The sequence below is a fragment of the Bacteroidales bacterium genome (genome assembly GCA_023229505.1).
GTDB lineage: Bacteria > Bacteroidota > Bacteroidia > Bacteroidales > JAGOPY01 > JAGOPY01.
Window position 1 is genome coordinate 24,529 of record JALNZD010000004.1, and the last position, 24,947, is coordinate 49,475.

A 24,947-nucleotide genomic window follows, 5' to 3' on the forward strand; every position below is an offset into this window, starting at 1 on the left:
ATCAGTTTTAAGTTTTAAGTTGGTCTTATTTCGGTGTTGAACAAATTTAACAGATAATCCTTCATGTATTCGAATGCTTTTTGTAAATTATTTTCCGCTTTTTCAGAAAAACCTTCCCGGAACTCCCATTGATATCCTTTGATATGCAACAAATACACTTTTGGGCATTTTCCGAATAAATCCGCACATAACTTCACGATATACCCTGGTGAGGCAGCATGAGTTGTGAAAGATACTTCATTTTCCCCTGTTACCTTTGTTAATATAAAATCATCAATTTCTTCTGTTGAGGCATCAGCAAAAATTACCAGATCTTTTTCTGAAATAACTTCTGCATCTTCGATATTCAATTGGTAATTTGAGTCAAATGTTATGCCTGGCAAACCAGATTTTTTAGACCAATCTTCCAGTCTTCTTGCCAACTCGATGCCAAGCCCGTCATCTTCCCGGCCGGGATTACCAAAGCCGTATATGAGTATTTGAAAGAACGCTGTCAATGTTTATGTCCGCTTCCTGTCAAGCAGGTTATTATCTTTATCAAAAAGTGAAATATCAAGAGGCATCTGACCCAATGCATGCGTAGCACAACTCAGGCAAGGATCATAAGCCCTGATAGCCACTTCAACGGCATTCATCATCGGTTCGGTAATCTGAGTTTTACCATTCATCCATGATTTAGCCACATGGTTCACTGAACGGTTCATCGGCTCATTGTTATGTGTGGTTGAAACGATAAGGTTGGCCATAATGATCTGGTCATACTCATTGATCTTGTAATGATGGAAAAGGGTACCACGGGGTGCCTCGATCAAACCGACACCTTCATTCGTTTTGGTTCCTTTTGTGACAAGTGGTCCTTCAAGAAGGTCAGGATCATTCAATAATTTTTTCATTTCTTCAGCCGAATGAAGAATTTCAATTAATCGTGCATAATGGTAATGCATGCAATGGTTGTTCGGTTTACCATTTGTCAGGGATTTAAATTCTTCAAATTCTTTCTGAGCAAGAGGAGTTGGAATAAAGTCGCAGGTGTTCAACCTGGCCAGCGCACCTACCCTGTACCATCCTTTTTGCGGGCCTAATTCCTTCAAATAAGGGAATTTCATATAGCTCCACGCCTTGACCTCTTCCTCAATATAATCAGTATAATTCTGGTAATCAATATCATTAAGGATTTTCTTCCCATCAGTATCAACTGCACGAATAACACCATGATAAAGGTCCAGTGCGCCATCTTTACGCACCAGGCTGAGATGGTTGGAGGGGAAGTAGGCAAATGAATCGATGAATTCTTTATTCTTTTTGTAATAAGTCTTAAAGAAATTAAGAGCACCGATTGACCAATCGATCATTTTATCAATATTCATCGGGTCCGGGCCTATCAGGAAATGGTTTCTTTCCTCAATGGTGAGGTGCTTGTTGATACCACCTGGTATAGCGCCTGTTCCATGTATTTTTTTACCTGCCGTCGCGGCAATGATCTCCTGACCGAATTTTCTCATCATCACACCCTGGATTGCCAGGTCCCTGTGATGAATAGCGATCCCAATGACATTCCTGATAGCGGGATCGGCATCGATTCCCAAAAGCAGGTCAGGAGAGGCAAGGTGAAAGAAGTGCAGCGAATGTGACTGGAACATTTGTCCATAGTGCATTAGCCGGCGCATTTTTTCTCCGGTCGGTGTGAGGCCTTCGCCCGTACCGGCGCCAACGATCACATCCAATGCTTTGGCTGCCGCCAGGTGGTGGCTCACCGGGCAAATTCCGCAGAGACGCTGAACCAAAACCGGGGCTTCCCAATAAGGCCGCCCCTGGACAAAGCGCTCGAAGCCGCGGAATTCCACAATATGAAGCCTTGTCTGTGAAACGTTATTTTGATCGTCGAGTCGGATGGTGACTTTTCCATGGCCTTCCACCCTGGTGACGGGTTCTATAGTGATTTTCTGAGACATTTCCTGATCCTCCTTATTAATCAAATTTAACAACTTCGTAGGGCAAATTCATCTTATCACCTGTCAGCAATGCAACGAGTGCATTCCAGATCAGATCAGCCCTTGGAGGGCAACCAGGCAGGAAATAATCGATCTTGACAATCTCATGACATGGGTACACCTTATCTAATAGCATTGGCAATTCATCATCGTTTGGAAGTATTTTTTCTTTGTTTAATCCAACCGTGGGCCCGTTCAGGTAAGCTTCTTCAATACATTCCCGGATGGGAATACCGTTCCGGAGAGCCGGAAGTCCGCCCATGATGGCACATTCGCCGACAGAGATCAGAATGGTGCAATTCTTCCGGAAGTCCTTCAACACTTCGATATTTTCGCTGTTACAGCAGCCTCCTTCGAGAAGTCCAATATCGCAATGTTTAGTAAATTCCTTAATATCGTCTATTGGTGATTTATTGAATTCCACCAGTTCGATCAGATCAAGGATCCGCTCGTCTATATCAAGTATCGACATATGGCATCCGAAACAGCCTGCCATTGAAGTCGTTGCTACAATCGGTTTACTCATAACTGTTATATTTTTCAGATTAACTTATAATTTCTTAACAAGGTCTGTCCCAATTTCATCAAAATCATATTTTCTTTGCCCGATTGGGGAATAGTATCCTCTTTCTTTTTTGATGATGGCTCCAACAGGGCACATATCCATAGCCTTGAGCGCTTCAGCTTCGGTCAGCTGGTTGGCCAGATTCACATCCAATTCAATGTGGAGGTGATGACCGCCACGCTGGTTAAAAGCAAATACCGGTTTCCCATCCTTAAGAACGGTCCTGATGCAGCGCTTGCACATAATGCAGCGGTTCCTGTCGTGATAAATGAATTTACTTCCGGCATTGACCCCTTTTAGTGGAAACTCATACGGGAAACGCGGCACCATCATCTGGTAGCGATAACCCAATGCCTGAAGTTCACAATTGCCGCTTTTTTCGCAGGCAGGACAAAAATGGTTCCCTGCAACAAAAAGTACTTCTACGATAGCTTTACGCATATCCTCAAGGTCCGGGAGGTTATTCTCCACAACCATTCCTTCAGCGACGGGAGTAGTGCAGGCAGTCATGTTTCTTCCGTTTACCTTGACATTACATATGCGGCAAGATCCGGCAGGTTTAATGTCCTCGACATAACATAATGATGGAATGAAAACACCATTATCCCTGGCGGCATCCATAATCGTCTGGCCAGGAGTGGCGTAACAGACTTTATCGTCTAATATGAATTTAATTTTTTCGCTCATATCCAAAGATCTTTATTGATTTCTGATTCAATGATGTTCAAATATAGGGATCCGCCCCACATACGCACAGGAATCGGCAACGGCTTCTTCCATGTTAAATGTTGAAACAAATTCTTCCTCGGGGATAACGAGGTCTTCATAGAGCTGCCTGAAGTTTTCAATGGTTGAAAGTACAGGATTGGCAGCAGTTTGTCCAAGGCCACAGCGGTTAGCAGCTTTCATATATTTGGTCCATTGGTACAGTTCATTGATATCGGCACGGGAACCATGCCCATCGAGGATTTTTTGCAGTTTATTCCTGAGGATCACAGTAAGGGAACGGCAAGGTGTGCAAGAACCACAGGATTCTTCAATAAAGAAATCCATGAAGTTGACCACTACATCTTTCAGCAAATTGCGTTGTTTCCCGATCACGATCATTGATCCGCCTGTAGCAAGATCTTCAAATGATATTTCTCTCTGGAACTGTGTCGGGTTTATGCAAGTACCAGAAGGGCCACCAACCTGGACAGCCTGAACAGAATTTGCCCCGGCCATTTCCAACAGTTCCCGGATTGTAATCCCCCACTCTATTTCATAAACTCCGGGATGCTTGCAATCGCCGGATATACTGAGCAGTTTCGTCCCGGCAGATTCTTTGGTTCCCATCGCTTTGAACCAGTCTGCCCCTTTCACCATAATTTTAACTACTGCGGATAATGTCTCAACATTATTAATGACGGTAGGCATATCCAGATAACCTTTTTGAACCGGGAAAGGCGGGCGGTTACGAGGTTCGCCGCGTTTTCCTTCCATCGATTCTATCAGGGCAGATTCTTCTCCGCAAACATAGGCTCCGGCTCCGAGCTGTATCCGTATATCGTAATTAAATCCCTGCTTGCCTGCTATATTTTTCCCCAGGAGGTTGCCGGCACGCATTTCCTGAAGCATTTGTTCAAGGTAAGCAACAAGATACCGGTATTCGTACCTTAAATAAAGGACCCCTTCTTTAGCTCCCAAAGCGTACCCGGCAACGATCATTCCTTCGAACAACTGTTTAGACAACTCGGTCAATATGACCCTTTCCTTAAAAGTTCCGGGTTCTCCTTCATCGGCATTGCAAAGAAGGTAGATGGCAGGACCTCTTGATTTGCGGCAAAATTCCCACTTCAAACCAGCGGGGAATCCGGCGCCTCCCCGACCTCTTAGGTTTGATCTCTTCACTTCATCAATTACCTGCTCAGGTGTCAAATTCACAGCTTTACGGATGGCCATGCCCAGTTCATAGTCAGAAAACAAAACCGGTCCTTTTTTCATCAGGTGGTTATGGACCATGGCTTTGATCTTTGGATGGCTGTTTTCGCCATCTCCATATTTTGTAACCAATTCTGTCACGTCTTTACCTGAACGAAAAGCACCAACCAGTTCCCGTACTTTAGAAGGAGTAAGTCCGGTAAAAATTACATCATTGATAATAGCAGCAGGTTCCTGGTCATTCATCCCGATGTCTGCAGTATCCCAAAGGCCGATCAGGCCGTCTGCCGTAACGGAGTTAAACGGGATTCCCACCTCTTTTTCAAATGTTTTTGCGATCTCAGCCCGCCCCATCATGCAGGCTACGGCGCTGTTGTTAAGGTAAACGGCATACTTCCCAACAGGTGACATCGAATAAAAATGATAAAAGGAAATTGTTTGTTCCACCTCGACTTCCGACATCTTAAGAAAAACAGCGATATGCCTCACAGCCTCCGCAGAAATGTAACCAAACTCATCTTTCACTTCATGCAAAATATCCATGAGCCGTGTCCTGTCATAATTGAATTTTGTGATAATGGCCTTTATTTTTGATTCCATTTGTTAGGTTTATTTAAATTATAATTCTGATATTCAATTAAGTATTGTTAATTTATTAACAAAACAAAAATAATTGAAAATGTTGATCTTACAACCTAATTAATAAATTTAGAATTAGTACAAATAATATCTAATGTCATTAATTTTGTATATCAATATGAAGATTCTACATTAATTTAGCCCCCCTTTGTTTTAATAATGAAAGCCTCCACAGCAAAATCAATTCATATTTCCGGCCTCGTTCAGGGGGTTGGTTTCAGGCCATTTGTTTACCGCCTTGCCATTTATAACAATATAAGCGGGTGGGTGGAAAATGGCAATGATGGGGTCAGGATCCACGCCGAGGGATTGGATGAGGATTTGGAGAAATTTATTGCAGGACTTTCAGAAGAAGCGCCTGCAGCTTCACAAATACTGGATATAATTGTCCAGACAGGCGAATTGCAATATAATAAAACCTTTCAGATAAAAAAGAGTGGCGATTATTCGGATGAAGTAACGGAGATAAGCCCTGATATTGCCTTGTGCGATAAGTGCCTGGCTGATATGAAATCGCAAGCTCACCGTATTGATTATCCTTTTATTAACTGCACCAATTGCGGTCCCAGGTTTTCCATTATTCAGGGACTCCCCTATGACCGGGCTAAAACAACCATGGATCCTTTTAAGATGTGCCCAATATGCAGAAAAGAGTACGCAGATGTCATGGATCGAAGGTTTCATGCGCAACCGGTTGCCTGCAACCATTGTGGCCCGAATTACGAATTAACTCACGGCGAAGCAACTTATAACGGGATTGACAATATATTAACCGAAACTGCCAGGCTGATCATGTCAGGCAAAATCCTTGCTGTAAAAGGCATGGGAGGTTTTCACCTTGCCTGTGATGCGACGAGTGAAGCAGCAGTGAGTTTGCTCAGGCAAAGAAAAAACCGGGAAGGAAAGCCTTTTGCGGTAATGTTTAAAAGCCTGGCAGATACAAAGAAATTTCTGGAAGTAAGCCATGATGAAGAAGAAGCATTAGTATCCTGGCGCAGGCCAATTGTAATTTTAAAAAACAGGAAACATAATTTAAACCTGGCAAAAAGCGTGAGTAATGGTTTTGACACGACAGGTGCCATGCTGCCCTATATGCCAATACATTACCTGCTATTTGAACGGTTAGATATTCCAGCCATCGTTTTAACGAGCGGCAACCTTTCAGACGAGCCTGTCATCATTGATAACCATGAGGCTATTGAGCACTTGAGTTCTGTTGCAGACGCTTTCCTTAGCTATAACAGGGAAATATATAACCGCACTGATGATTCCGTGATGATGTTCGCCGGGAGCCAGAGCCAGGGCAGGCTTATCAGGAGGTCCAGGGGATATGCACCATCACCGGTAAACCTTTCCATTGGTGTTGATGGAATTTTTGCTACCGGAGCCGAACTGGTCAATTGTTTCTGCCTGGGCAAGGACCGTAAAGCTATAATGAGCCAGCATATCGGGGATTTGAAAAACCTTAAAACCCTTGATTTTTATACGGATTCATTGAACCGCTTTCAGCGGCTGTTCCGCGTGAAGCCCTCTTTGGTTGTATGTGACCTTCACCCCGATTATTTATCTACCAGGTTTGCGGAAGAATATGCAGCTATGAATGGAAATCTTCCGCTTATCCGCGTGCAGCATCATCATGCCCACCTGGCTTCCTGCATGGCCGAACACAATGTGGATGAGAAAGTTATCGGGATCAGTATGGACGGTGTCGGTTATGGAACAGACGGTCATAGCTGGGGCTTTGAAGTGATGATCTGTGATTTGCTGGATTTCGAGAGAAAGACTCACCTGGAATATGTGCCTCAGCCCGGCGGAGACAAAGCCACTTTTGAACCCTGGCGCATGGCCCTCGCATTTTTGTATCAATATGTCGATCATGATATAGAGAAATCAGATTTGCCAATTATTCAGCATATCGGTCTTGAAAAAGTCAGGATTATAAAGACTGCCATAGAAAATAACATCAATGTTCCCCTGACATCGAGTGCCGGCCGGCTATTTGATGCGGTGGCAGCTATGACCGGTCTATGCCGGTATTCAGCGTTTCATGCTGAAGCACCAATGCGATTGGAAAATATAATTGATATTAACGAATCCGGCTGTTATGATTTTCATATCGGTAACACAATTGACCCTGGTCCGTTGATTCGAAGCATTGTCCGGGATATTAAAGATAAGGTGCCAGCCGGGAAAATATCTGCCAAGTTTCACCGTTCGGTTGTCGAAGTCATTATTCAAATCGCAGATGAGCTTCGGTCTGAATCAGGTATTAAAATAGTTGTACTTTCAGGAGGCACTTTTCAAAACGGGTTTTTGTTATCGGAAACCGAGAAAAGATTGCGTAACAATAATTTCCAGGTATATACACCCTGTATCTTCCCTTCCAACGATGGTGGCATAGCCCTCGGGCAGTTAATGATAGCTGCTAAAAGGAGGGCTGTTGGAAAGCCGGATTCATTCTTTATGTAAAATAATTCCTATATTTAAATTTTAATATTTAATTTTATACGTATTACTTTTTCATGTGGAAAGCGATCTAACTAAAACATTACAAATGAAATCTTTGACTTGGTTCTTCACTACCTTACTTTTGCTTACTCTGATGCAGACTGGCTGTGATCAAGCCGGCAGGAATAAACTCATGACCAATGAATTAATGGAACTTGACCGTGAGTTTGCCAGGCAGTCAGTTGAAAAAGGTGCACATGACTCATTTTTGGCTTACATAGATGATAGTTGTGTCTTATTGAGGCCGAACCGCACCCCGGTTATTGGCCGGGAAAAGATAGAAGAAATGTTCAGTACACCCGACACATCTTTTACTCTTAATTGGAAACCTTTGTTTGCAGATATTTCCAAGTCCGGTGACCTGGGTTATACCTATGGAATTTATACTGTAGAGATGGACTCACCCGAGGGCACTCTGGTGACGAAAGAAGGCACATATGCCACCATTTGGAAAAAAAATAAACAGGGAAAATGGAAATTTGTTCTTGATACAGGAAACCAGGGATTAGGAAAGAAAACCGGGGAGACTGAATAAGAGATGAGGTTCATTGATGAATACCGCGACAAAGAACTGGTCTTAAAATTATCTGAGGAAATCCGCAAAACTTCCACCAAACCAGTTTCATTGATGGAAGTTTGCGGAGGGCATACCATGTCGATACAGCGTTTCGGACTTCCTTCTTTATTACCGGTAACTATAAGGCTGCTTTCAGGCCCCGGATGCCCGGTCTGCGTTTCAAGCAGGAAGTTTCTTGACCAGGCCATTGCCTACAGCCGATTGCCAAATGTCATTATCACTACTTACGGTGACCTCATCCGGGTGCCTGGATCTACGTCGACACTGGACAGGGAAAAAGCTAATGGTGCAGATATCCGGATTGTATATTCAGTAATGGATTCACTGGAGATTGCCTGTAAAAACCCGGATAAGAAAATAGTCTTCCTTGGCATCGGTTTTGAAACCACATCGCCGGCCAGTGCTGCTGCTATATTAAGTGCTTACAAGCAAAAAATCAGCAATTTTCACCTGTTCAGCTCACATAAGGTCATGCCCCCTGCAATGGCCGCCTTAGTGGATGAAGGAGTCAAGATCAATGGCTATATTGCTCCGGGACATGTCAGCGCCATCACCGGAGTATCAATTTACAAAGACATAGCTGAAAAGTACCATTTAGGTTGCGTAATTGCCGGGTTTGAGCCTGTTGACCTGATGGAAGCTATCTTAATGCTGGTAAGGCAGTTTGAAGATAATGAACCTAAAGTCGAAATCCAGTACCGCAGGGCAGTCAGGCCTGAAGGGAATATCAGGGCCAGGGAAATGCTGGATGAAGTATTTGAATTCCGGGATGACTGGTGGAGAGGCCTGGGTATTTTACCAGCCAGTGGAATGGGAATCCGCGAAAAATATGCTGCATTTGACGCCGAAAAGATGCTGACCGTTGAGGTTGAACCTACCCGCGAAGATAAAGGCTGCATGTGCGGGGAAATACTGAAAGGGCTGAAAAATCCAAAAGAATGCAAACTGTTTGCAAAAAGCTGCACTCCGCAGAATCCGGCCGGCCCCTGCATGGTTTCAAACGAAGGTGCATGCCATGCCTTTTACCGTTATAACAGAAATACTTAAAAAAATGATCAAAAATGATAAAGTGTTGCTGGGTCATGGCAGTGGTGGGAAACTCAGCCACGACTTGGTCAGCGACCTTTTTGTGAAGTATTTCAACAATAATTACCTTGATAAACAGACAGATGCTGCTATTCTTGAATTATCCGGAAACCAGCTATCTTTCACGACCGATTCTTTTGTAGTGGACCCAATCTTTTTCCCCGGGGGGAATATTGGAAAACTGGCCGTTTGCGGTACAGTCAATGATCTGGCAGTATCAGGAGCCACTCCGTTATATCTCAGTGCAGGGTTTATTATAGAAGAAGGTTTTTCGTTTGAAGATCTGGAAACCATTGTTCGTTCCATGGCAGAAGAAGCTAAGAAAGCCGGGGTTGTCATTGTCACCGGCGATACTAAAGTAGTTAACCGTGGCAAATGTGACAAGATCTTCATCAATACTGCCGGCATCGGCAAAATTGAAACGCAACATGTCCATATTGGAGAAGGAAGCCGGATCAAACCTGGCGATAAGATCATCATTAACGGTTCGATAGGTGACCACGGCATGGCTGTTTTAGCTGCCCGGAAAGAATTAAACATTCAGAGTGACATCCAATCTGACTGCGCTTCTCTTAATGGCCTTATCCAAAATATTTTAACAGCTTCAGACGGGATAAAATTCATGAGGGATGCAACCCGTGGCGGGTTGGCAACAGTATTGGCCGAACTGGCTGACAAAAAGGATTTCGGAATTACCCTTGAGGAATCTTCTCTGCTGGTCAGGCCGAAAGTGAGGGCATTTTGTGAATTACTGGGTTTTGATCCGCTCTACATTGCCAACGAAGGAAAGGTTGTTGTCATTGTTGACCAAGATTCTGCAGAAAAAGTCATTCAAGCTATGATTGCTAATGAATTTGGTAAAGATGCAAGGATTATAGGAGAAATCACAGATGGTTACCCGGGAAAAGCCTGGATAAATACCGGGATTGGTGGGAAAAGGATCCTGGATATGCTTGCCGGTGAGCAACTACCACGGATTTGTTAAGCATCACCTCATTCTCTGTCAATGGTAGCCGTAATCTTCGTAAAATTTGCGGATTGTCGTATCGAAATCTTCGAAAACGACATAATGATTCTTACATCCACTTCTTGAACAGATACTGACTCTTCCTCCTATCGAGCAACTCAGGCTCACAATCGGCGCACCACAGATTTCGCACTCGATTTTCTTACGGTTAAGACTCTCTTTGCAATGAGGGCAATAGAATTCAATGATCTCCCCCTCATTAATCCTGAATTCAGAGGTGAAATTATAATCCCCATAAATAGAACTTAGCCTGATAAATCCCTTTTGGCTGATCTTGGTATGAATCAATAACTTAATACTTGGCTTGTTGTTGATAAGGTGACTTTCGTCCATTAAGGAAGCATCACAATGAGGGCATTTGACATCTAATGAAATAATCTTCGGCATGGTTAGTACTTTTATTACATACAAATATATAGGAAATTGATTATAATTCATAATTCTGAACAGGAATATTAAATACGGCGAGTTAATTTAGAATTATTCTAAAGTTTTATCTATTTTTGCAAGCCAAATCAGATTAAAAACATTCAAAATGTGCGGAACATGCGGTTGTGGGCAACCTGACCCGTCAAATATCAGGAAACCCGGTGAATTATCTAATCATGATCAAACTCATGATCATCAGCACGATCATGACGGGCTCCAGCATTCACACAGCCATTCCCATCTTCATACCGATGACCATAACCATGACCACGGTCGTGAAATCAGCCTTGAGATTGATATAATGCATAAAAACAACCTCCTGGCAGAGCGCAACCGGGGTTACTTTGAAGCAAAAAATATTTTTACGGTGAACATGGTTAGTTCACCCGGGTCAGGAAAGACGTCAATCCTTGAAAGAACGATTAAAGAATCAGCCAGTCAAGCCGGAATTTATATTATTGAAGGTGACCAACAGACCATGCTCGATGCTGAAAGGATTGAAAAGGCTGGTGCACCGGTCGTGCAGGTTAATACCGGAAATGGCTGCCACCTTGATGCACAGATGATCAATTTAGCTGTGAAAAAATTAGAAGTACCTGATGGGGCTTTGTTGATGATTGAGAATGTGGGCAATTTAGTCTGTCCTGCCCTCTTTGACCTGGGAGAATCCAAACGGGTTGTGATAATCAGCGTTACCGAGGGGGAAGATAAGCCTCTGAAATACCCTAACATGTTCCAGTCATCCCATTTATGTCTTATCAATAAATCCGACCTGCTTCCTTATGTTGATTTCGATACGGAAAAATTCAGGGACTATGCCCTGCGAGTCAATCATCATCTTGAATTCATCACTGTTTCTGCAAAGACAGGCGAAGGATTCGGAGAGTGGTTGGATTGGCTGAAAAAAGGAGTTGTTGTTAAATAATTAACAAAACTCTTGCTTTTTAGCATTGGCGAAGCTATTTTTGTACAATTATAAGACAAAAATAATTTCGTTAAGATGAGACATCTTCCCCATAAAACCATTGAGAGGTTGAGCCAGTATCGTCGTGCATTACTTATGGTTCATGCCAGCAGCAAGACTCACATTTTTTCCCACGAAATTGCCAAAATCATCCATATCACGGCAGTTCAGGTCAGGCGCGATATTATGCTGATCGGTTACACAGGCACACTACGCAAGGGATATAATGTTAAAGAGCTTATAGATCTGATAGGAGAAATCATCGACAGCGAGCTGATCATCCGGGTGTGCGTTGTTGGGGTTGGAAACCTGGGACGGGCCATTATCAACTATTTCAGCGGTAAGCGTACTAAACTATCCATCATTGTTGTTTTCGACAGTAATGTTGAAAAAGTCGGTAAAAAGTACTCCGGCGTAACCTGCTATAGCATTGATCAAATCAATGAACTGGTTAAAAAAGAAGATATTAAGATCGGAATTATAACTGTGCCTGCTGATCAGGGGCAGACTACGGCAGACCGTTTGGTAAAAGCAGGTATTAAGGGTATCCTGAACTACGCACCCAAATCTGTTTCAGTTCCTAAAGACGTCTACCTGGAAGAATATGATATGATCACTTCTTTGGAAAAGGTGGCATTTTTTGTCAAGACGCACAGCGATTAAGTGGAACGGTGTATATTTATTTAGCCGCCCAAAGTAGCAACCATTACTGCTTTTATCGTATGCAGGCGGTTTTCGGCCTGATCGAAGACGATAGAAGCGGGTGATTCAAAAACTTCATCGGTTACTTCCATTTCGGTTACACCGAATTTTTGAAATATATCTTCTCCCACAATGGTTTCCCGGCTATGAAATGATGGCAGGCAATGAAGGAATTTCACTAATGGATTTCCGGTTTTTGCTAATAACTGTGCAGAAACCTGGTAAGGCAGCATAAGTTGTAAACGTTCTTTCCAGGCTGAATCCGGTTCTCCCATTGACACCCATACATCGGTATAAATGAAATCAACACCTTTGACACCTTCATCAACATTATCCGTGACAGTAATCTTTGCTCCGGTTTCTCTGGCAATTTCCAGGCATTTGGCTACCAGCCCGGCCGAAGGCTGGAACTGTTTCGGGGCGATTGAACGGAAATCCATGCCCATCTTAGCTGCGCCGACTAACAGGGAATTACCCATGTTGTTCCGGGCATCGCCAAGATAACAGAATGAGATTTGGTTAAGGGGCTTGTCACTATGCTCAATCATGGTCAACAGATCGGCAAGGACCTGGGTCGGGTGAAATTCATTGGTGAGTCCATTCCATACCGGCACATTAGAATATTTCGCCAATTCTTCAACAATTTCCTGCCCATAACCGCGATACTCGATCCCATCATACATCCTGCCCAATACTCTTGCCGTATCCTTGACAGATTCCTTCTTTTTCATCTGGGAGCCCGATGGCCCCAGGTAAGTAACATTGGCACCCTGATCCATAGCAGCCACTTCAAAAGCACATCGGGTACGTGTGGAATCTTTCTCGAAAAGAAGTACAATATTCTTTCCTTTCAGCCTTTGTTGTTCTGTTCCGGAATATTTCGCTTTTTTCAGGTCAGCCGACAGGTCGAGTAAAAACTTAATCTCCTCTGGTGCAAAATCAAGGAGTTTTAAAAAACTGCGGTTATGAAGATTGAATGGCATGGCTACAAATTTTGAAATTTGAAATTTGAAATTAAACTATAGTGATCCTTGTTCCGCCATCATCTATACCAAGAAGGGTAGTTTGGGTGATTATAGCATCCCGGCCGCTATGTTCAACAAAATAGATGGCGGCACGGATCTTTGGCGCCATACTGCCTTCGGAGAAATGGCCTTCAGTCAGGTATCTTTTAGCTTCGGCAATATTCATGCGATTTAATGTTTTTTCCTGTGGTGTATTGAAGTTCAGGCAGACCTTCGGGACATCAGTCAGGATAAAAAACCGGTAAGCGCCGATTTGTGATGCCAGCAAAGCTGAAGCATGGTCTTTATCGATAACGGCATCGATACCCTGGAGTTTGTTTTCCGTTTTATAATATGACGGGATACCACCTCCTCCGACTGCGATCACTATCTGACCCTCACGCGCAATCCTTTCAATCGTTTTAGTATTATATATGACGAGAGGCCTTGGGGAGGCGACCACCTTCCTGAATCCTCTTCCCCTGGGATCTTCCGAAAAGATATTCCCGGTCAGTTGGGAATTCTTGTCGGCTTCTTCTTTCGTATAAAAAGGGCCGATTGGCTTAACCGGGTTCTGAAAAGCAGGATCATCTTTGTTTACCAATACCTGAGTGATTATAGTGATGATATCGCGGTCGATGTCATTTTCACGGAAGACATTCCTCAGTTGTTGTTCGATGACATAACCGATAAACCCTTGTGAATAGGCCACGCTGATATCGAGCGGCATTTCAGGAACGCCATAAAGCTTCTCACCGGCGGCATTTGCCAGCATGATATTTCCAACCTGAGGGCCATTCCCATGGGTGATCACCAGGTCGTAACCACCATCGATGAGCACTAATAAGCGTTCACAGGTCATATACGCATTTTCTTCCTGTTCTCCGATAGTCCCTTTTTGCTTTCCGGTAATCAGGGCGTTCCCTCCAAATGCAACAACACCAAGCTTTTTCATAAATCGTTCTACTTTTTAAAGGTACAAAGCTAATAATATTTAAGGGTTTGGGAAAGGACTTCGGCTTAAATATTTATCTTCGTTTATCATTCCATGCAGACCTTCTTATGAAACAATTTCTAAGGAATCTTTTACTTTCACCCCGGTCACTAACCGGGTATATCATAGGCCCGGGTGCTTTTTTTTACTTGATATGTTTTGCGCACCTGGATCCTGAGAAACCAGCCGTGACTTACACCCTGGCCGTAGGTTTGTTAATGGCCATCCTGTGGATCACCGAAATTGTTCCACTTGCTGCCACATCGCTTTTGCCGGTAGTTCTTTTCCCATTGTTAGGTATCATGGATGGTAAAGATGTATCGGCAACCTATTTTAACCATGTGATCTTCCTGTTCATCGGCGGATTCCTGGTAGCCCTGGCCATGCAGCGCTGGAACCTTCACAGACGGATAGCTCTTCGAATACTGATGCTTACCGGATCCCGGCCTGCCAGTATCCTGCTTGGGTTTATGCTCTCTACAGCATTTTTATCTATGTGGATTTCCAATACAGCTTGTGCCATGATGATGATCCCTATTCTCATTTCGGTCATGCAAAAACTGGAAGAAACTACTGAAAAGAGCGTAATGTCAAAATATGCTGTCGGATTGTTGCTTGGCGTGGCTTATAGTGCTTCAATCGGTGGAATAGCAACATTGGTGGGCACACCGCCTAATTTATCTTTCGTCAGGATTTTCCAGATCATGTTTCCTGATGCGCCAGAAGTCAGTTTTACCGAATGGTTCCTTTTCGCTTTTCCTGTCGCCATTTGTTTATTAGCCTTTGTATGGTGGCTATTATATTTCATGTATGGCCCCAAAAAAGGACACTGGAATGCCCTGGAAAAAGGAATTTTTCGCCAACAATACAAAGCCCTGGGACCCATGGGGTTCGAAGAGAAGGTAATCCTGGCAGATTTTATCTTACTGGCTTTGTTATGGTTATCCAGGTCAGATCTTGACTTTGGCAGTGTAAAGATACCAGGTTGGGGTAATATATTTGATAATCCTGAATTTGTCAACGATGGCACAGTAGCAATCATGATGGCAGTCATCCTGTTTTTCATTCCATCAAAAAATGACAATGGTCAAAAGATCCTGAACTGGGAAACTGCCGGTAAGTTGCCCTGGCATATTGTACTCCTTTTCGGCGGCGGATTCGCATTGGCAACGGGATTCAAGGAATCAGGCCTTTCCGTGTGGTTTGGTGAACAATTGAACTGGTTATCCGGCCTGCATCCATTTATCATTATTCTGATGATTTCTTTACTGGTGACTTTTCTGACTGAGTTGACATCGAATACCGCCACGACGGAGATGATCCTTCCGATATTGGCCGGACTTGCCGTTTCTATAGAGGTAAATCCATTATTTCTCATGCTTCCCGCTACTTTATCAGCATCCATGGCTTTCATGCTTCCGGTTGCCACGCCGCCTAATGCGATTGTTTTTGGCACAAACCGGTTAACTATTGCAGACATGGCAAAAACCGGGCTGGTAATCAACCTGGTCGGGGCCATCATTATCACAGTTTTCACTTATTTCATGGTGGGTATCGTTTTCGGGGTCGAGGATCTATCCTTGCCTTTATGGGCAATTCATCCATAATGGAAACTATGACCCGGCAGAATAAAGCATATTTTTACGCAGGAACGGCAGTATTGATGTGGTCGACCGTAGGATCGGCATTCAAGCTGACACTCTCATACCTCTCCCCTATCCAGATGCTGCTTTACGCCTCCTTTATTTCAATATTGGTTCTTTTCGTAATACTGCTGATATATAAAAAACTTCCGGTGCTCTTCTCATCCAGCCTAAAAGAGATTTTTCATTCAGCTTTGAATGCTTTGCTCAACCCATTCCTTTTTTACATCGTCCTGTTTAATTCCTACGACTTGTTACTCACACAGGAAGCCATGGTTTTGAATTTCACCTGGCCAGCCGCCCTGACGTTGCTTTCGATCCTGATCCTGAAGCAGAAGATCGGCTGGAAAAGCCTTCTGGCCATCTTCATAAGTTTCATCGGAATTGTGGTCATCGCCACTAAAGGCGACCTGGTAGCACAAAGATTTTCAAATCCAACTGGTGTAATCCTGGCATTAAGCAGCACAATAATCTGGTCCCTTTTCTGGATCATTAATATCAAAGATAAACGCGACGAAGTGGTAAAGCTTTTCCTGAACTTTTTCTTCGGCTTTATTTATATCCTGATTACCGCGATAATAATGAGAATAATTGTCATCCCTTCATGGCGTGCTGTTGCCGGCTCCATTTATATTGGTCTTCTTGAGATGGGTATCGCTTATGTATTCTGGTTGAAGGGATTGCAGCTTTCATCCACTACAGCGAAAGTGAGCAACCTGATTTTCCTTGCTCCATTCATTTCATTGATCATCATCAACATTACCGTTGGGGAACAAATTCTCTGGTCGACATTCGCCGGGCTTGCTTTTATTACTGCCGGGATTGTGATGCAAAGAAGGATGAGATAAAAGAAAATTGAAAATTGAAATTTGAAAATTAAAATTTAATTTTGCAGCATATTCATAAGTCCTTTTATGAAAACTGTCATCGTCGTCGCCTTTTAAATTTATCCGGACTACTTTACCTGTAGGCGGAATTCCTATCAGCATTTTATTGTTTTCCAGTAATTTATTTTCAGGTGCGGGAAGTGGAAGTTGAAGAAGGTGTAGCGGTGGAGGTACGAACTGTCAAATGCTGACCGTTGACTGCCGACTGTCGACTATTATTTGCAGGAACCTATAATTTTCAATACTTTTGTCCGTTTGTTACATGTGAAGGTCTAACCATTAAAATTTCTAACTATGTTGAAGAAAATCCTTTTCAGATCGGTCATCATGATGATGGTCATTTCGCTTGCCGGCGGGATGGGTGCCTGCAAAAGCAAGAAAAAACTTGCTAAGCAGAAAGATGCTGCTGAATATGCAGCTAAAGTGAATACGGCCAAAACAACCCTGCTTGAAATCCTGAATGATAATACGGCTATGTCCCTTGATGAAAAGGAAGCCGCTGTCAGATCTATCAAAGCATCGAATCTGAATGATCCAGAAGTCGATGAATTGCTGCGTCAGGCAGATGAAAAGCTTTCGTTGGAAAGGGCAGCACTCAATAAAGAACAAATGGACGCTAAAAAGGATGCAGAGGAGGGCACGATGAAGAAAGGATCGCCCGGTGCAACCATCACCGATTACTTTGCATCAATAGCATCAGCTACCAGTGTCTCACAGGCCAATATGCTGATCGCAGATGCTTTGAAACTGTTTACTTCCCCTGACGCCACGGTCCTGATCATTATCAGCAAGTCCGGCAACCAGGTCGATTATGACCGTCCGACAACAATCAAAAATTATCTTAACTACCTGAAAGACACCAAGAACAATACTAACAAAATAGAAAAGATTGTTAATGATAATAGTGGTAAGATTAAGGAACTCGAACTTTTAAAAACTAATTAAGCCATGAAAATTAAGTTTCTATTAATATCTGCATTTATACTGACCATTTCGTCAGGAGTAATCGCCCAGGATAATCTCAGCAAGCAAAGAAAAGCTGCCATAGATAGTCTTGCCCTGGAAAAAGTGAGGGACCTCAGCAAGTACATCAGCATTATCGGAAGCAAGGAAACTCCTTTCTCTGAAGCCAACCGGGTGATTGAGCGCACACTGGAACTTTTCGTCGAAGATGCCGAGATGGGCGTATCTTCTATCTACCGGGAAGAGATCAAATATTATCCTGTCCGCAAATACCTTGAGCGGTTAATGGCATTGAATTACGACAAGATTAACATCACCTGGTACAACATCGAATATATCAGTGACCTGGAGCTCCAGCCTGACGGCCGGTATGTCGGCGTTATAACTATTTATCAGCGGTTTGAAGGAACAACTGATGACGGAATGGTCTATAAAGATACTACCAAGAAAGACATCACCGTGTATGTTGAAAAGAAACAAACCCAGATCAGTGGGAGGTTGATAGACTTCTGGGATGTTTTACTGGGAGATATCCGTGTGGCGGAGACGGCGAGGTAAGAAAAGTTGGCAGTTGACAGTCGGCAGTCAGTTAGAATTAGGTGAATGAGAATTTTTTTCATTTTTATATACTTAGTTATTTTTTTTACACCTGCACTCACCAGATCACAGGTGATTGGTGATTTTGTGGATGATGAAACCGACCTTTACACTTCTACCAAGCAGGTTAACCAGTTTTTCAGGCGTTTTAACGGTGAAGAGGACATCAAAGGAGAACGTTACTATCCCGAGGATAAGGATTACCGCAATCCTGCTCTCAGGAAAAATTACCTCGGTAATCTGTTCAATAATGAAAACACATACCTGACAGCTGCACTAAAAGCAGAATTCATCAATCATTTGCTGGATAAAGAGGATCCGGTCTTTCTGGCATTTCATGACGGTGAATGGTTTGCTGAAGTCACTACAACTTTTAATTATCAGGGTATCGAAAAGTTTCTGACGCTCTTTCTTCAACTGGAAAATGATACTGTCGGTTCAAAATGGGTGATCACCAATGTTTATTTTGAGCCTTTTGCCAGGGTATTTGCCGATCAGGACAGCCTCCGTTTTTCCGGTCAGAAGTTTCTTCATCCCATGAGCCATGAGCTTGATTTCATGAACCTGGTCAGAACATTTGCTGATAAATCAAGCCTGGAACATTATCTGGCCTGGAAATACAGGCCGGACTACCTTACTCTTTTCATTTATGAGTTTAAGAATGGCAACCTTAAGTTTAATACTATCACAAAGGTGAAATTTCATTTTTTCCAGGTGAATGGATGGTATTTTGAACTATCGGATTTTAACCGGCAGGGCTATAATACCGGCTGGCTGATATCTTCTCTTATGAAGATCAACAAAGAAGAAAAAGATGTCCTGATGAAATACATCTACCATGAATAAATCTACCCTTATTGCCCTTATTTTTCTTACTTTCATCCTTATCTGGATTTTCCCGGTCGGGGCCTGGTCACAACAGGAAAGCAAGGCTGATACAAACCTGAAAAAGGTTGAAAATTACCAGGAACAAATCAGGAGGCTGATGGGATTCCTTGAATTTTCCCTTAATACCCTTGGTAGTTCTGAGACATCAACCAAAGAAAAAGAAATCCTCATTAATGAAAGCTACCAGAAAGCATTTCTTCATGAGAAAGTGCAAATAGAGGACGATCTGGATGAGAACCGGGAAATTCTAACCTATAAAGATGTACAAGCTTATCTTAAAGATGTCGATTTCTTTTTCAAAGAAGCCACTTTCGGCTTTGACATACAGGACATTCAGTCATTGACCAATGATCTTGGAATGACTTATTTTAAAGTTACAGCCAATCGAAATCTGCAGGCGGTAACAGTGGAAGATGAAAAGATCAATAATAATAAAACCAGGTATATTGAAATAAATCTTGACGAAGACGAACAGGTGTTGAAAATAGCAAGTATTTACACTACCCGCCTTAATGAGGCCCAGGAGATGATGACCTGGTGGAATGCGATGCCATCCGGATGGAAAGATATCCTGGGATCAGAATACATGGTGATGGAGGATGTCCGGTTAAGCCAGATCGATTTCCTTAATGATACTACCTTTCTGGTTGTCCATGAGGTGCCTGAGATTATCCAAAAAGAATCCTTCATATACATAGGCAATGATAGCTTGCTGATTTTTGAAAATGATACTATTTTGAGAGAGATCTACGATACAGTGCCGGCTGGTAAAAACAACAGCTTGCGTATGTTAAAGGATATTACCAGGCGCGAGGGCCTTGAAGTTCCTGGAAATCTCTTCGTCCTTGATCTTTACCCGGTGGATCAGATGTCTGAACTCAGATCGCTGAATATTTCCAACACCCTGATTTTCGACCTTTTCCCTGCCCGAAACCTGACCAAGCTGGTTTCCCTCAACATTTCCGGGACCGGTATTGCTGACCTGGGCCCTATCCGGTATAATACGCAGATCAGGGAATTATATCTCGACAGTTCATCGGTCAGAACGTTATTACCGATCCAGAATTTTGCCGCACTGGAGGTGCTGCATTTCAACAACACACAGGTTGATAGCCTGCTTCCGGTCAGGCATTTAAATAACCTGAAGGATCTGCGCCTGGAAAACACTCCGGTGAGCGATTTATCGGCACTTGGCAACCTTACAAACCTTGAAAACCTTAGTATTTCCGGTACCCAGATCGACAGCCTTACCTCTCTTCAGTATCTTATCACCCTGAAGCGCATCAGCTTCGAAAATACCCGGATCAGTGACCTGGGCCCTTTATCACGGCTGGACAGCCTTGAATTTATCGATGCGGATCAGACGCAGGTCGCCAATCTTGCACCACTTGGCAGTATACCGGCTTTAGAGAAAGTATATTGCGACCAGACCCTGATAACCCGCAACATTGCCAATGCTTTCATGGCAGGCCATCCCGATGTGCTTATTATCTATGAAAGCCAGGAACTGACCTCGTGGTGGGCCGGGCTAAATCTCGACTGGCAAAATGTTTTCAGGAGTTATGTCATTCTCGATCCCAAACCATCCCGTGAGCAACTGCATCAGTTAACCTTGCTCAGCGAGATCAATATTGAAGGAAATGATAATATCACCAGCCTGGAGCCTTTGGCCAAGCTGACCAACCTCAAAGAGATCCAGGCGGGTGGAACTTACATCAGCGATATCGGCCCACTTGCCGAACTCATTGATTTAAAAATATTGGGTTGTGCCGACACACGCGTCAGTGACCTGAAACCTCTTCAGCCATTGGTGCAACTGGAAAAGCTTGATTTTTCCAGTACACTGCTGGATTCATTGGATGGGTTAAATACATTGAGCCGATTACAGATCTTGCAGATTGACAGGACCGGTGTCGATAATCTTCAGCCTGTGATGGGCTGCAAGGATCTGCGCTTCATTTATTGCGATAATACAAAGGTAGGGAAACTTGATATAGACAAGTTCCTCGATAACAATCCCAACTGCCTGATCATCTATCAGACTAATCTGCTTAACAGTTGGTGGAGCAGCCTTTTACCTGCATGGAAAAAGGTATTCCGGGTTCATACCCAGGTTGATGAACCTCCTACCCGTGAGCAACTCCAGACCCTGGCCGGACTGAATGTTTTAGACATGGCCGGAAGTCGTGAAATCACTTCTCTGGAGCCACTTACAACCTTGAACCGACTTGAAGAACTAAGCCTTGCAAACGGTACTTTGCAGGATATTACACCACTACGTGATCTGGTGAGGCTGAAAAAGCTTAATCTGAGCGGCAACCCGGTCTCCAATCTTTCCCCAATAAGTTCTTTGCCCAGCCTAATGCAGCTCGACATCAGCAATACGGCCATCGGCAAGCTGGATGCTGTTAAAACCCTGGTCTCGCTGGAGTACCTGAATTGTTCGGGCACACAGATAAAAAAACTCGACCCGTTAGCCTACCTGCCAAATTTGATAAAACTGGAGTGTTTCAATACCGGGATCAACAACCTTAAGCCTCTGACCGGACTGCTGCATCTCAGGCAGTTAGTGTGCTACAACACCAAGCTCTCGAAAAAGAAAGTGGAAGCTTTTAAATTGCTTATGCCGGAGTTGGAGGTGGTCTTTTATTAGTTCAAAGTTCAAAGTTCAAAGGGCAAAGTTCAAAGGGCAAAGTTCAAAGTGCCCAATTGTCCTCTACGTTCTCAAATAACTCGCCCCGTTCATATCGAGGATGCAACCGGTCATATATTCTGTGCCGGAAGAGGCAAGGAGCGTGATGGCATTGGCAAGTTCCCCGGGGGTTGCAAAGCGGTTCATCGGGCTTTGCGCGGCGACAGCTTTTCCCTGTTCACTTTCCAGGATTTCATGCGTCATGTCAGTATCTACCCATCCAGGAGCAATCGTATATACCTGGACGTTTTTATCGGCTAATGCCCAGGCCATCGACTGGCCAAAGGAATTCATTGCAGCTTTCCCTGCGCCGTAAGGCAGAGCATGGGGTTCTCCACGGAAGGCACCACGCGAAGAGACATTAATGATCTTCCCTCCTCCTTGTGCAATCATTTGCTTTGCGACAAGGAAAGAAAGATTGGCCATACCTGTGAGGTTAGTATCGATGGTTTTTTTCCAATGCTGTTGCCATTCTTCATAATCCAGTTCCCACCAGCGGGTTTCTTCGTAAATACCGGCATTGTTTACCAGGATATCGATCCTTCCTTTCTGCCTTAATACTTTATCGAAGAGTCGCTTTACATCGTCGGGCACTGACAGGTCTGCTTTCAGCAGCATGTGACATGACCCTGGCAGGCTATTAAAAGTCTCCCTGGCTTTATATATATCTTTTGAATAATGAACGATGACAGTGGCGCCAGATTCAGCGAACTTTAGTGCGGTTGCGGCTCCGATGCCCCGGGAGGAGCCGGTGATGAGAACGATTTTGTTATCAAAACGGATGTTCATAATATACTTTGTATGATCTCCCTCAGCCCTTCATAATCCTTCGCTACCGGGAACTGCGGGAAGTCCCTTATCACATTTTCGGGTGGACGGAAGAGTATCCCGTATTCAGCCTGCGCCAGCATAGAAGTGTCGTTATAAGAATCCCCTATGGCTATGACAGTATAATTCAGGTTTTGGAGAGCCTGAACCACTTTGCGTTTCTGGTCGTGCTGGCGCAACAGGAAGTCAGAGATAAAACCCTCCCCGTCGATGACCAGCTCATTACAGAACAATGTCGGCCGGTTCAGTTGGGCTATCAGCGGATCGGCGAACTGGATGAAGGTGTCTGATACAATCACCATCGGGACCTGTTGTTTGATCCATTCGAGCAATTCCAGTGCGCCATCAAGTGGCCGGATGGTAGCAATCACATCCTGGATGTCTTTCAGTTTCAGCCCCTTTTCCCTCAAAAGGGCCATGCGGAAGCGCATCAGTTTCCCATAATCGGGTTCATCGCGGGTCGTTTTTCGAAGTTCCGGAATGCCGGTCTTTTCCGCGACATTAATCCAGACTTCAGGAATGAAAACACCTTCTAAATCGGAGCAAAGAAAGTTCATATAATGTAAAATTGTTAAATTGTTAGTATTTTATCATCTCACCGTTCCACCGTTTCACCGATTCACTTAAAATTCGATCTTAAATATTCCTTAAACGCAGCATATTCATTCTGCATGCTTCCGTAGCTTTCTTCTTTATTTTCAATTCCCTGTAAGCTTGGCGGCAATTCTGGGTCAAATCCCAAAAGCTTGTTGATTTCTTCCGGAAACTTAGCCGGGTGTGCCGTTTCAAGTGAAACGAATAGCTGATCTTTGTCGGGGTCATTGCCTTTATCTTTCAAATAGGCCTGCAAACCTGCCCAGCCGACGGCCCCGTGGGGTTCCAGAAGGACATTATGGTCTTCCCAGGTAGCTTTAATCGTTTTCCTGGTGGTTTTGTCAGTTATGCTCACAGAAAAAAGTTCTTTCCGCATCATCTCCATATCTGCTAGTCTGCTTATCCCTCCTTTTTCATTCATCATCCCGCCATAAAGTGCAACCAGCCTGGCCAGGTTACTCGGATGGCCGACATTCATCGCACTGGAGATGCAATTGCGGGAGGGCTCTACTTTTCGATATTCCCCTGTTGCCAGATACTTTGGGAATTCATCGTTATCATTAACCCCAATGATAAAGCGTTTCACAGGCAGTCCCATTTTCATGGCAAGCACCCCTCCCATCATATCACCAAAATTTCCTGAAGGAACGGAAAAGATCACATTGTCATCAGGGTTTCCAACCCTCAGACGGGCAAAGGCATAAAAATAATAGACGATCTGCGGGACCAGCCGGCCGATATTGATCGAATTTGCAGATGAAAGGTTCATGTGCATCAGATCAGGATCGGAAAAGGCTTCTTTGACAAGGGCCTGGCAATCATCAAACTTGCCGTCAATCGATATCACCTTGACATTTTTCCCAAGTGTTGTCATTTGTTTCCGCTGACGGTCAGTGACCTCTTTTTCCGGAAAAAGAATCACTATTTTGATATTATTGAGACCGTAAAAAGCATTGGCAATGGCGCTGCCGGTATCGCCCGAGGTGGCAGTCAGGATCAGGAGGCTCCTGTTTTCCAGCGCCAGGTAATAATGCATCAGGCGGCTCATCATCCTTGCGGCAAAGTCTTTGAAAGAGGCCGTCGGGCCCTGATCAAGACGCATGATATATTTCCGCTGGTAAACCGGTTCGAGCGGGACTGGATAGTTGTAAGCCTCCTTTACGATCCTGCGCAACTCATCCGGAGGTATTTCGCCTGCCAGGTATTTCGCCGTTACATCATAGGCAATCTCATGATAAGGTTTATTGATAAAGGATTTTATCTCATCTGCACTCAGTTGCGGGATAATTTCGGGCAAATAAAGTCCTTTATCGGGCGCCTGGCCCTGCAGGAGCGCCTCACGGAAGCTGATTGACGGAGATTTACGGTTAGTTGAATAATAGAGGGTTCCTGGCATATTTAAATCAAGGTATATCTGGCTGATTCCTTACTTTGGATTGAATGGTTAAC

General features: G+C 43.8%; 23 protein-coding genes. 12 read left to right on the forward strand and 11 right to left on the reverse strand.

Features of this window, described 5'->3' with window-relative positions:
- Positions 1 to 14: 14 nt before the first annotated feature.
- From M0Q51_02300 to M0Q51_02320, 5 genes are all read right to left on the reverse strand, one after another.
- Entirely contained in the window at positions 15 to 422 is a 408-nt protein-coding gene (locus tag M0Q51_02300; protein MCK9398811.1) for a hypothetical protein, read from the reverse strand.
- Between the two features lie 78 nt (positions 423 to 500).
- Positions 501 to 1,952, reverse strand: coding sequence for a Ni/Fe hydrogenase subunit alpha (locus M0Q51_02305; GenBank protein ID MCK9398812.1), 1,452 nt, complete (start codon positions 1,950 to 1,952; stop codon positions 501 to 503).
- Positions 1,953 to 1,968: 16 nt separating this feature from the next.
- Complete coding sequence (locus tag M0Q51_02310) at positions 1,969 to 2,517, reverse strand: hypothetical protein (protein ID MCK9398813.1); 549 nt, start codon at positions 2,515 to 2,517, stop codon at positions 1,969 to 1,971.
- A gap of 24 nt (positions 2,518 to 2,541) precedes the next feature.
- Positions 2,542 to 3,243, reverse strand: coding sequence for a 2Fe-2S iron-sulfur cluster-binding protein (locus tag M0Q51_02315; protein MCK9398814.1), 702 nt, complete (start codon positions 3,241 to 3,243; stop codon positions 2,542 to 2,544).
- A gap of 27 nt (positions 3,244 to 3,270) precedes the next feature.
- Positions 3,271 to 5,076, reverse strand: coding sequence for an NAD(P)H-dependent oxidoreductase subunit E (locus M0Q51_02320; GenBank protein ID MCK9398815.1), 1,806 nt, complete (start codon positions 5,074 to 5,076; stop codon positions 3,271 to 3,273).
- A 198-nt stretch (positions 5,077 to 5,274) separates the two neighbouring features.
- On the opposite strand from M0Q51_02320, the gene hypF reads away from it, so the two are divergent.
- From hypF to hypE, 4 genes are all read left to right on the forward strand, one after another.
- Positions 5,275 to 7,584 carry a carbamoyltransferase HypF gene (gene hypF, locus M0Q51_02325; protein ID MCK9398816.1) on the forward strand — a complete coding sequence of 770 codons (2,310 nt, stop codon included), beginning with the start codon at positions 5,275 to 5,277 and terminating at the stop codon, positions 7,582 to 7,584.
- An 85-nt stretch (positions 7,585 to 7,669) separates the two neighbouring features.
- The gene (locus tag M0Q51_02330; protein ID MCK9398817.1) at positions 7,670 to 8,158 is read left to right on the forward strand and encodes a DUF4440 domain-containing protein; all 489 of its coding nucleotides are present in this window, start codon (positions 7,670 to 7,672) and stop codon (positions 8,156 to 8,158) included.
- 3 nt (positions 8,159 to 8,161) lie between these two features.
- Positions 8,162 to 9,247 (forward strand): hydrogenase formation protein HypD, encoded by a 1,086-nt coding sequence (gene hypD / locus M0Q51_02335; GenBank protein MCK9398818.1) that lies wholly within the window; start codon positions 8,162 to 8,164, stop codon positions 9,245 to 9,247.
- Positions 9,248 to 9,251: 4 nt separating this feature from the next.
- On the forward strand, positions 9,252 to 10,271 hold the full coding sequence (gene hypE, locus M0Q51_02340; protein MCK9398819.1) for a hydrogenase expression/formation protein HypE: 1,020 nt from the start codon (positions 9,252 to 9,254) through the stop codon (positions 10,269 to 10,271).
- Positions 10,272 to 10,289: 18 nt separating this feature from the next.
- On the opposite strand, the gene M0Q51_02345 is transcribed toward hypE, so the two are convergent.
- Entirely contained in the window at positions 10,290 to 10,700 is a 411-nt protein-coding gene (locus M0Q51_02345; GenBank protein MCK9398820.1) for a class I tRNA ligase family protein, read from the reverse strand.
- Positions 10,701 to 10,848: 148 nt separating this feature from the next.
- On the opposite strand from M0Q51_02345, the gene hypB reads away from it, so the two are divergent.
- Positions 10,849 to 11,667: a hydrogenase nickel incorporation protein HypB gene (gene hypB, locus M0Q51_02350; GenBank protein MCK9398821.1), complete on the forward strand. Its 819-nt coding sequence runs from the start codon at positions 10,849 to 10,851 to the stop codon at positions 11,665 to 11,667.
- 75 nt (positions 11,668 to 11,742) lie between these two features.
- Positions 11,743 to 12,369, forward strand: a complete 627-nt coding sequence (locus tag M0Q51_02355; GenBank protein MCK9398822.1) for a redox-sensing transcriptional repressor Rex — start codon at positions 11,743 to 11,745, stop codon at positions 12,367 to 12,369.
- Positions 12,370 to 12,389: 20 nt separating this feature from the next.
- Here M0Q51_02355 and argF read toward each other — a convergent pair whose 3' ends face one another.
- Positions 12,390 to 13,391 carry an ornithine carbamoyltransferase gene (argF, locus tag M0Q51_02360; protein ID MCK9398823.1) on the reverse strand — a complete coding sequence of 334 codons (1,002 nt, stop codon included), beginning with the start codon at positions 13,389 to 13,391 and terminating at the stop codon, positions 12,390 to 12,392.
- A 31-nt stretch (positions 13,392 to 13,422) separates the two neighbouring features.
- Positions 13,423 to 14,367, reverse strand: coding sequence for a carbamate kinase (gene arcC / locus M0Q51_02365; GenBank protein ID MCK9398824.1), 945 nt, complete (start codon positions 14,365 to 14,367; stop codon positions 13,423 to 13,425).
- Positions 14,368 to 14,474: 107 nt separating this feature from the next.
- Here arcC and M0Q51_02370 point away from each other — a divergent pair, with 107 nt between their 5' ends.
- The 6 genes from M0Q51_02370 (at position 14,475) to M0Q51_02395 (ending at position 22,037) form a co-directional block, all read left to right on the forward strand.
- Complete coding sequence (locus M0Q51_02370; protein ID MCK9398825.1) at positions 14,475 to 16,013, forward strand: SLC13 family permease; 1,539 nt, start codon at positions 14,475 to 14,477, stop codon at positions 16,011 to 16,013.
- A complete protein-coding gene (locus M0Q51_02375; GenBank protein MCK9398826.1) occupies positions 16,013 to 16,897 on the forward strand; it encodes a DMT family transporter in 885 nt (294 codons plus the stop codon). The genes M0Q51_02370 and M0Q51_02375 overlap by 1 nt, the downstream gene beginning before the upstream one ends.
- Positions 16,898 to 17,230: 333 nt before the next feature.
- Entirely contained in the window at positions 17,231 to 17,881 is a 651-nt protein-coding gene (locus M0Q51_02380) for a hypothetical protein (GenBank protein ID MCK9398827.1), read from the forward strand.
- A 3-nt stretch (positions 17,882 to 17,884) separates the two neighbouring features.
- Complete coding sequence (locus tag M0Q51_02385) at positions 17,885 to 18,457, forward strand: hypothetical protein (GenBank protein MCK9398828.1); 573 nt, start codon at positions 17,885 to 17,887, stop codon at positions 18,455 to 18,457.
- A gap of 45 nt (positions 18,458 to 18,502) precedes the next feature.
- Positions 18,503 to 19,342 carry a hypothetical protein gene (locus M0Q51_02390; GenBank protein ID MCK9398829.1) on the forward strand — a complete coding sequence of 280 codons (840 nt, stop codon included), beginning with the start codon at positions 18,503 to 18,505 and terminating at the stop codon, positions 19,340 to 19,342.
- Positions 19,335 to 22,037, forward strand: a complete 2,703-nt coding sequence (locus M0Q51_02395) for a hypothetical protein (protein MCK9398830.1) — start codon at positions 19,335 to 19,337, stop codon at positions 22,035 to 22,037. The genes M0Q51_02390 and M0Q51_02395 overlap by 8 nt, the downstream gene beginning before the upstream one ends.
- A 63-nt stretch (positions 22,038 to 22,100) precedes the next feature.
- Here the strand turns inward: M0Q51_02395 and M0Q51_02400 are convergent, their stop codons facing one another.
- The 3 genes from M0Q51_02400 to thrC all read right to left on the reverse strand — a co-directional run bounded on the left by M0Q51_02400 (position 22,101) and on the right by thrC (position 24,894).
- A complete protein-coding gene (locus M0Q51_02400; protein MCK9398831.1) occupies positions 22,101 to 22,865 on the reverse strand; it encodes an SDR family oxidoreductase in 765 nt (254 codons plus the stop codon).
- Positions 22,862 to 23,461: a bifunctional phosphoserine phosphatase/homoserine phosphotransferase ThrH gene (thrH, locus tag M0Q51_02405; protein MCK9398832.1), complete on the reverse strand. Its 600-nt coding sequence runs from the start codon at positions 23,459 to 23,461 to the stop codon at positions 22,862 to 22,864. Before thrH ends, M0Q51_02400 begins: the two co-directional genes overlap by 4 nt.
- A gap of 62 nt (positions 23,462 to 23,523) precedes the next feature.
- The gene (thrC, locus tag M0Q51_02410) at positions 23,524 to 24,894 is read right to left on the reverse strand and encodes a threonine synthase (GenBank protein MCK9398833.1); all 1,371 of its coding nucleotides are present in this window, start codon (positions 24,892 to 24,894) and stop codon (positions 23,524 to 23,526) included.
- Positions 24,895 to 24,947 lie beyond the last annotated feature (53 nt).

Coding starts and splice junctions, on each gene's coding strand:
- M0Q51_02370 (MCK9398825.1), top strand. CDS start 14,475: ATGAAACAATTTCTAAGGAATCTTTTACTTTCACCCCGGTCACTAACC.
- thrH (MCK9398832.1), bottom strand. CDS start 23,461: ATGAACTTTCTTTGCTCCGATTTAGAAGGTGTTTTCATTCCTGAAGTC.
- M0Q51_02315 (MCK9398814.1), bottom strand. CDS start 3,243: ATGAGCGAAAAAATTAAATTCATATTAGACGATAAAGTCTGTTACGCC.
- hypD (MCK9398818.1), top strand. CDS start 8,162: ATGAGGTTCATTGATGAATACCGCGACAAAGAACTGGTCTTAAAATTA.
- M0Q51_02310 (MCK9398813.1), bottom strand. CDS start 2,517: ATGAGTAAACCGATTGTAGCAACGACTTCAATGGCAGGCTGTTTCGGA.
- M0Q51_02305 (MCK9398812.1), bottom strand. CDS start 1,952: ATGTCTCAGAAAATCACTATAGAACCCGTCACCAGGGTGGAAGGCCAT.
- M0Q51_02385 (MCK9398828.1), top strand. CDS start 17,885: ATGAAAATTAAGTTTCTATTAATATCTGCATTTATACTGACCATTTCG.
- hypE (MCK9398819.1), top strand. CDS start 9,252: ATGATCAAAAATGATAAAGTGTTGCTGGGTCATGGCAGTGGTGGGAAA.
- M0Q51_02380 (MCK9398827.1), top strand. CDS start 17,231: ATGTTGAAGAAAATCCTTTTCAGATCGGTCATCATGATGATGGTCATT.
- hypF (MCK9398816.1), top strand. CDS start 5,275: ATGAAAGCCTCCACAGCAAAATCAATTCATATTTCCGGCCTCGTTCAG.
- M0Q51_02400 (MCK9398831.1), bottom strand. CDS start 22,865: ATGAACATCCGTTTTGATAACAAAATCGTTCTCATCACCGGCTCCTCC.
- M0Q51_02355 (MCK9398822.1), top strand. CDS start 11,743: ATGAGACATCTTCCCCATAAAACCATTGAGAGGTTGAGCCAGTATCGT.
- arcC (MCK9398824.1), bottom strand. CDS start 14,367: ATGAAAAAGCTTGGTGTTGTTGCATTTGGAGGGAACGCCCTGATTACC.
- M0Q51_02320 (MCK9398815.1), bottom strand. CDS start 5,076: ATGGAATCAAAAATAAAGGCCATTATCACAAAATTCAATTATGACAGG.
- M0Q51_02375 (MCK9398826.1), top strand. CDS start 16,013: ATGGAAACTATGACCCGGCAGAATAAAGCATATTTTTACGCAGGAACG.
- thrC (MCK9398833.1), bottom strand. CDS start 24,894: ATGCCAGGAACCCTCTATTATTCAACTAACCGTAAATCTCCGTCAATC.
- argF (MCK9398823.1), bottom strand. CDS start 13,391: ATGCCATTCAATCTTCATAACCGCAGTTTTTTAAAACTCCTTGATTTT.
- hypB (MCK9398821.1), top strand. CDS start 10,849: ATGTGCGGAACATGCGGTTGTGGGCAACCTGACCCGTCAAATATCAGG.
- M0Q51_02330 (MCK9398817.1), top strand. CDS start 7,670: ATGAAATCTTTGACTTGGTTCTTCACTACCTTACTTTTGCTTACTCTG.
- M0Q51_02390 (MCK9398829.1), top strand. CDS start 18,503: ATGAGAATTTTTTTCATTTTTATATACTTAGTTATTTTTTTTACACCT.
- M0Q51_02345 (MCK9398820.1), bottom strand. CDS start 10,700: ATGCCGAAGATTATTTCATTAGATGTCAAATGCCCTCATTGTGATGCT.
- M0Q51_02395 (MCK9398830.1), top strand. CDS start 19,335: ATGAATAAATCTACCCTTATTGCCCTTATTTTTCTTACTTTCATCCTT.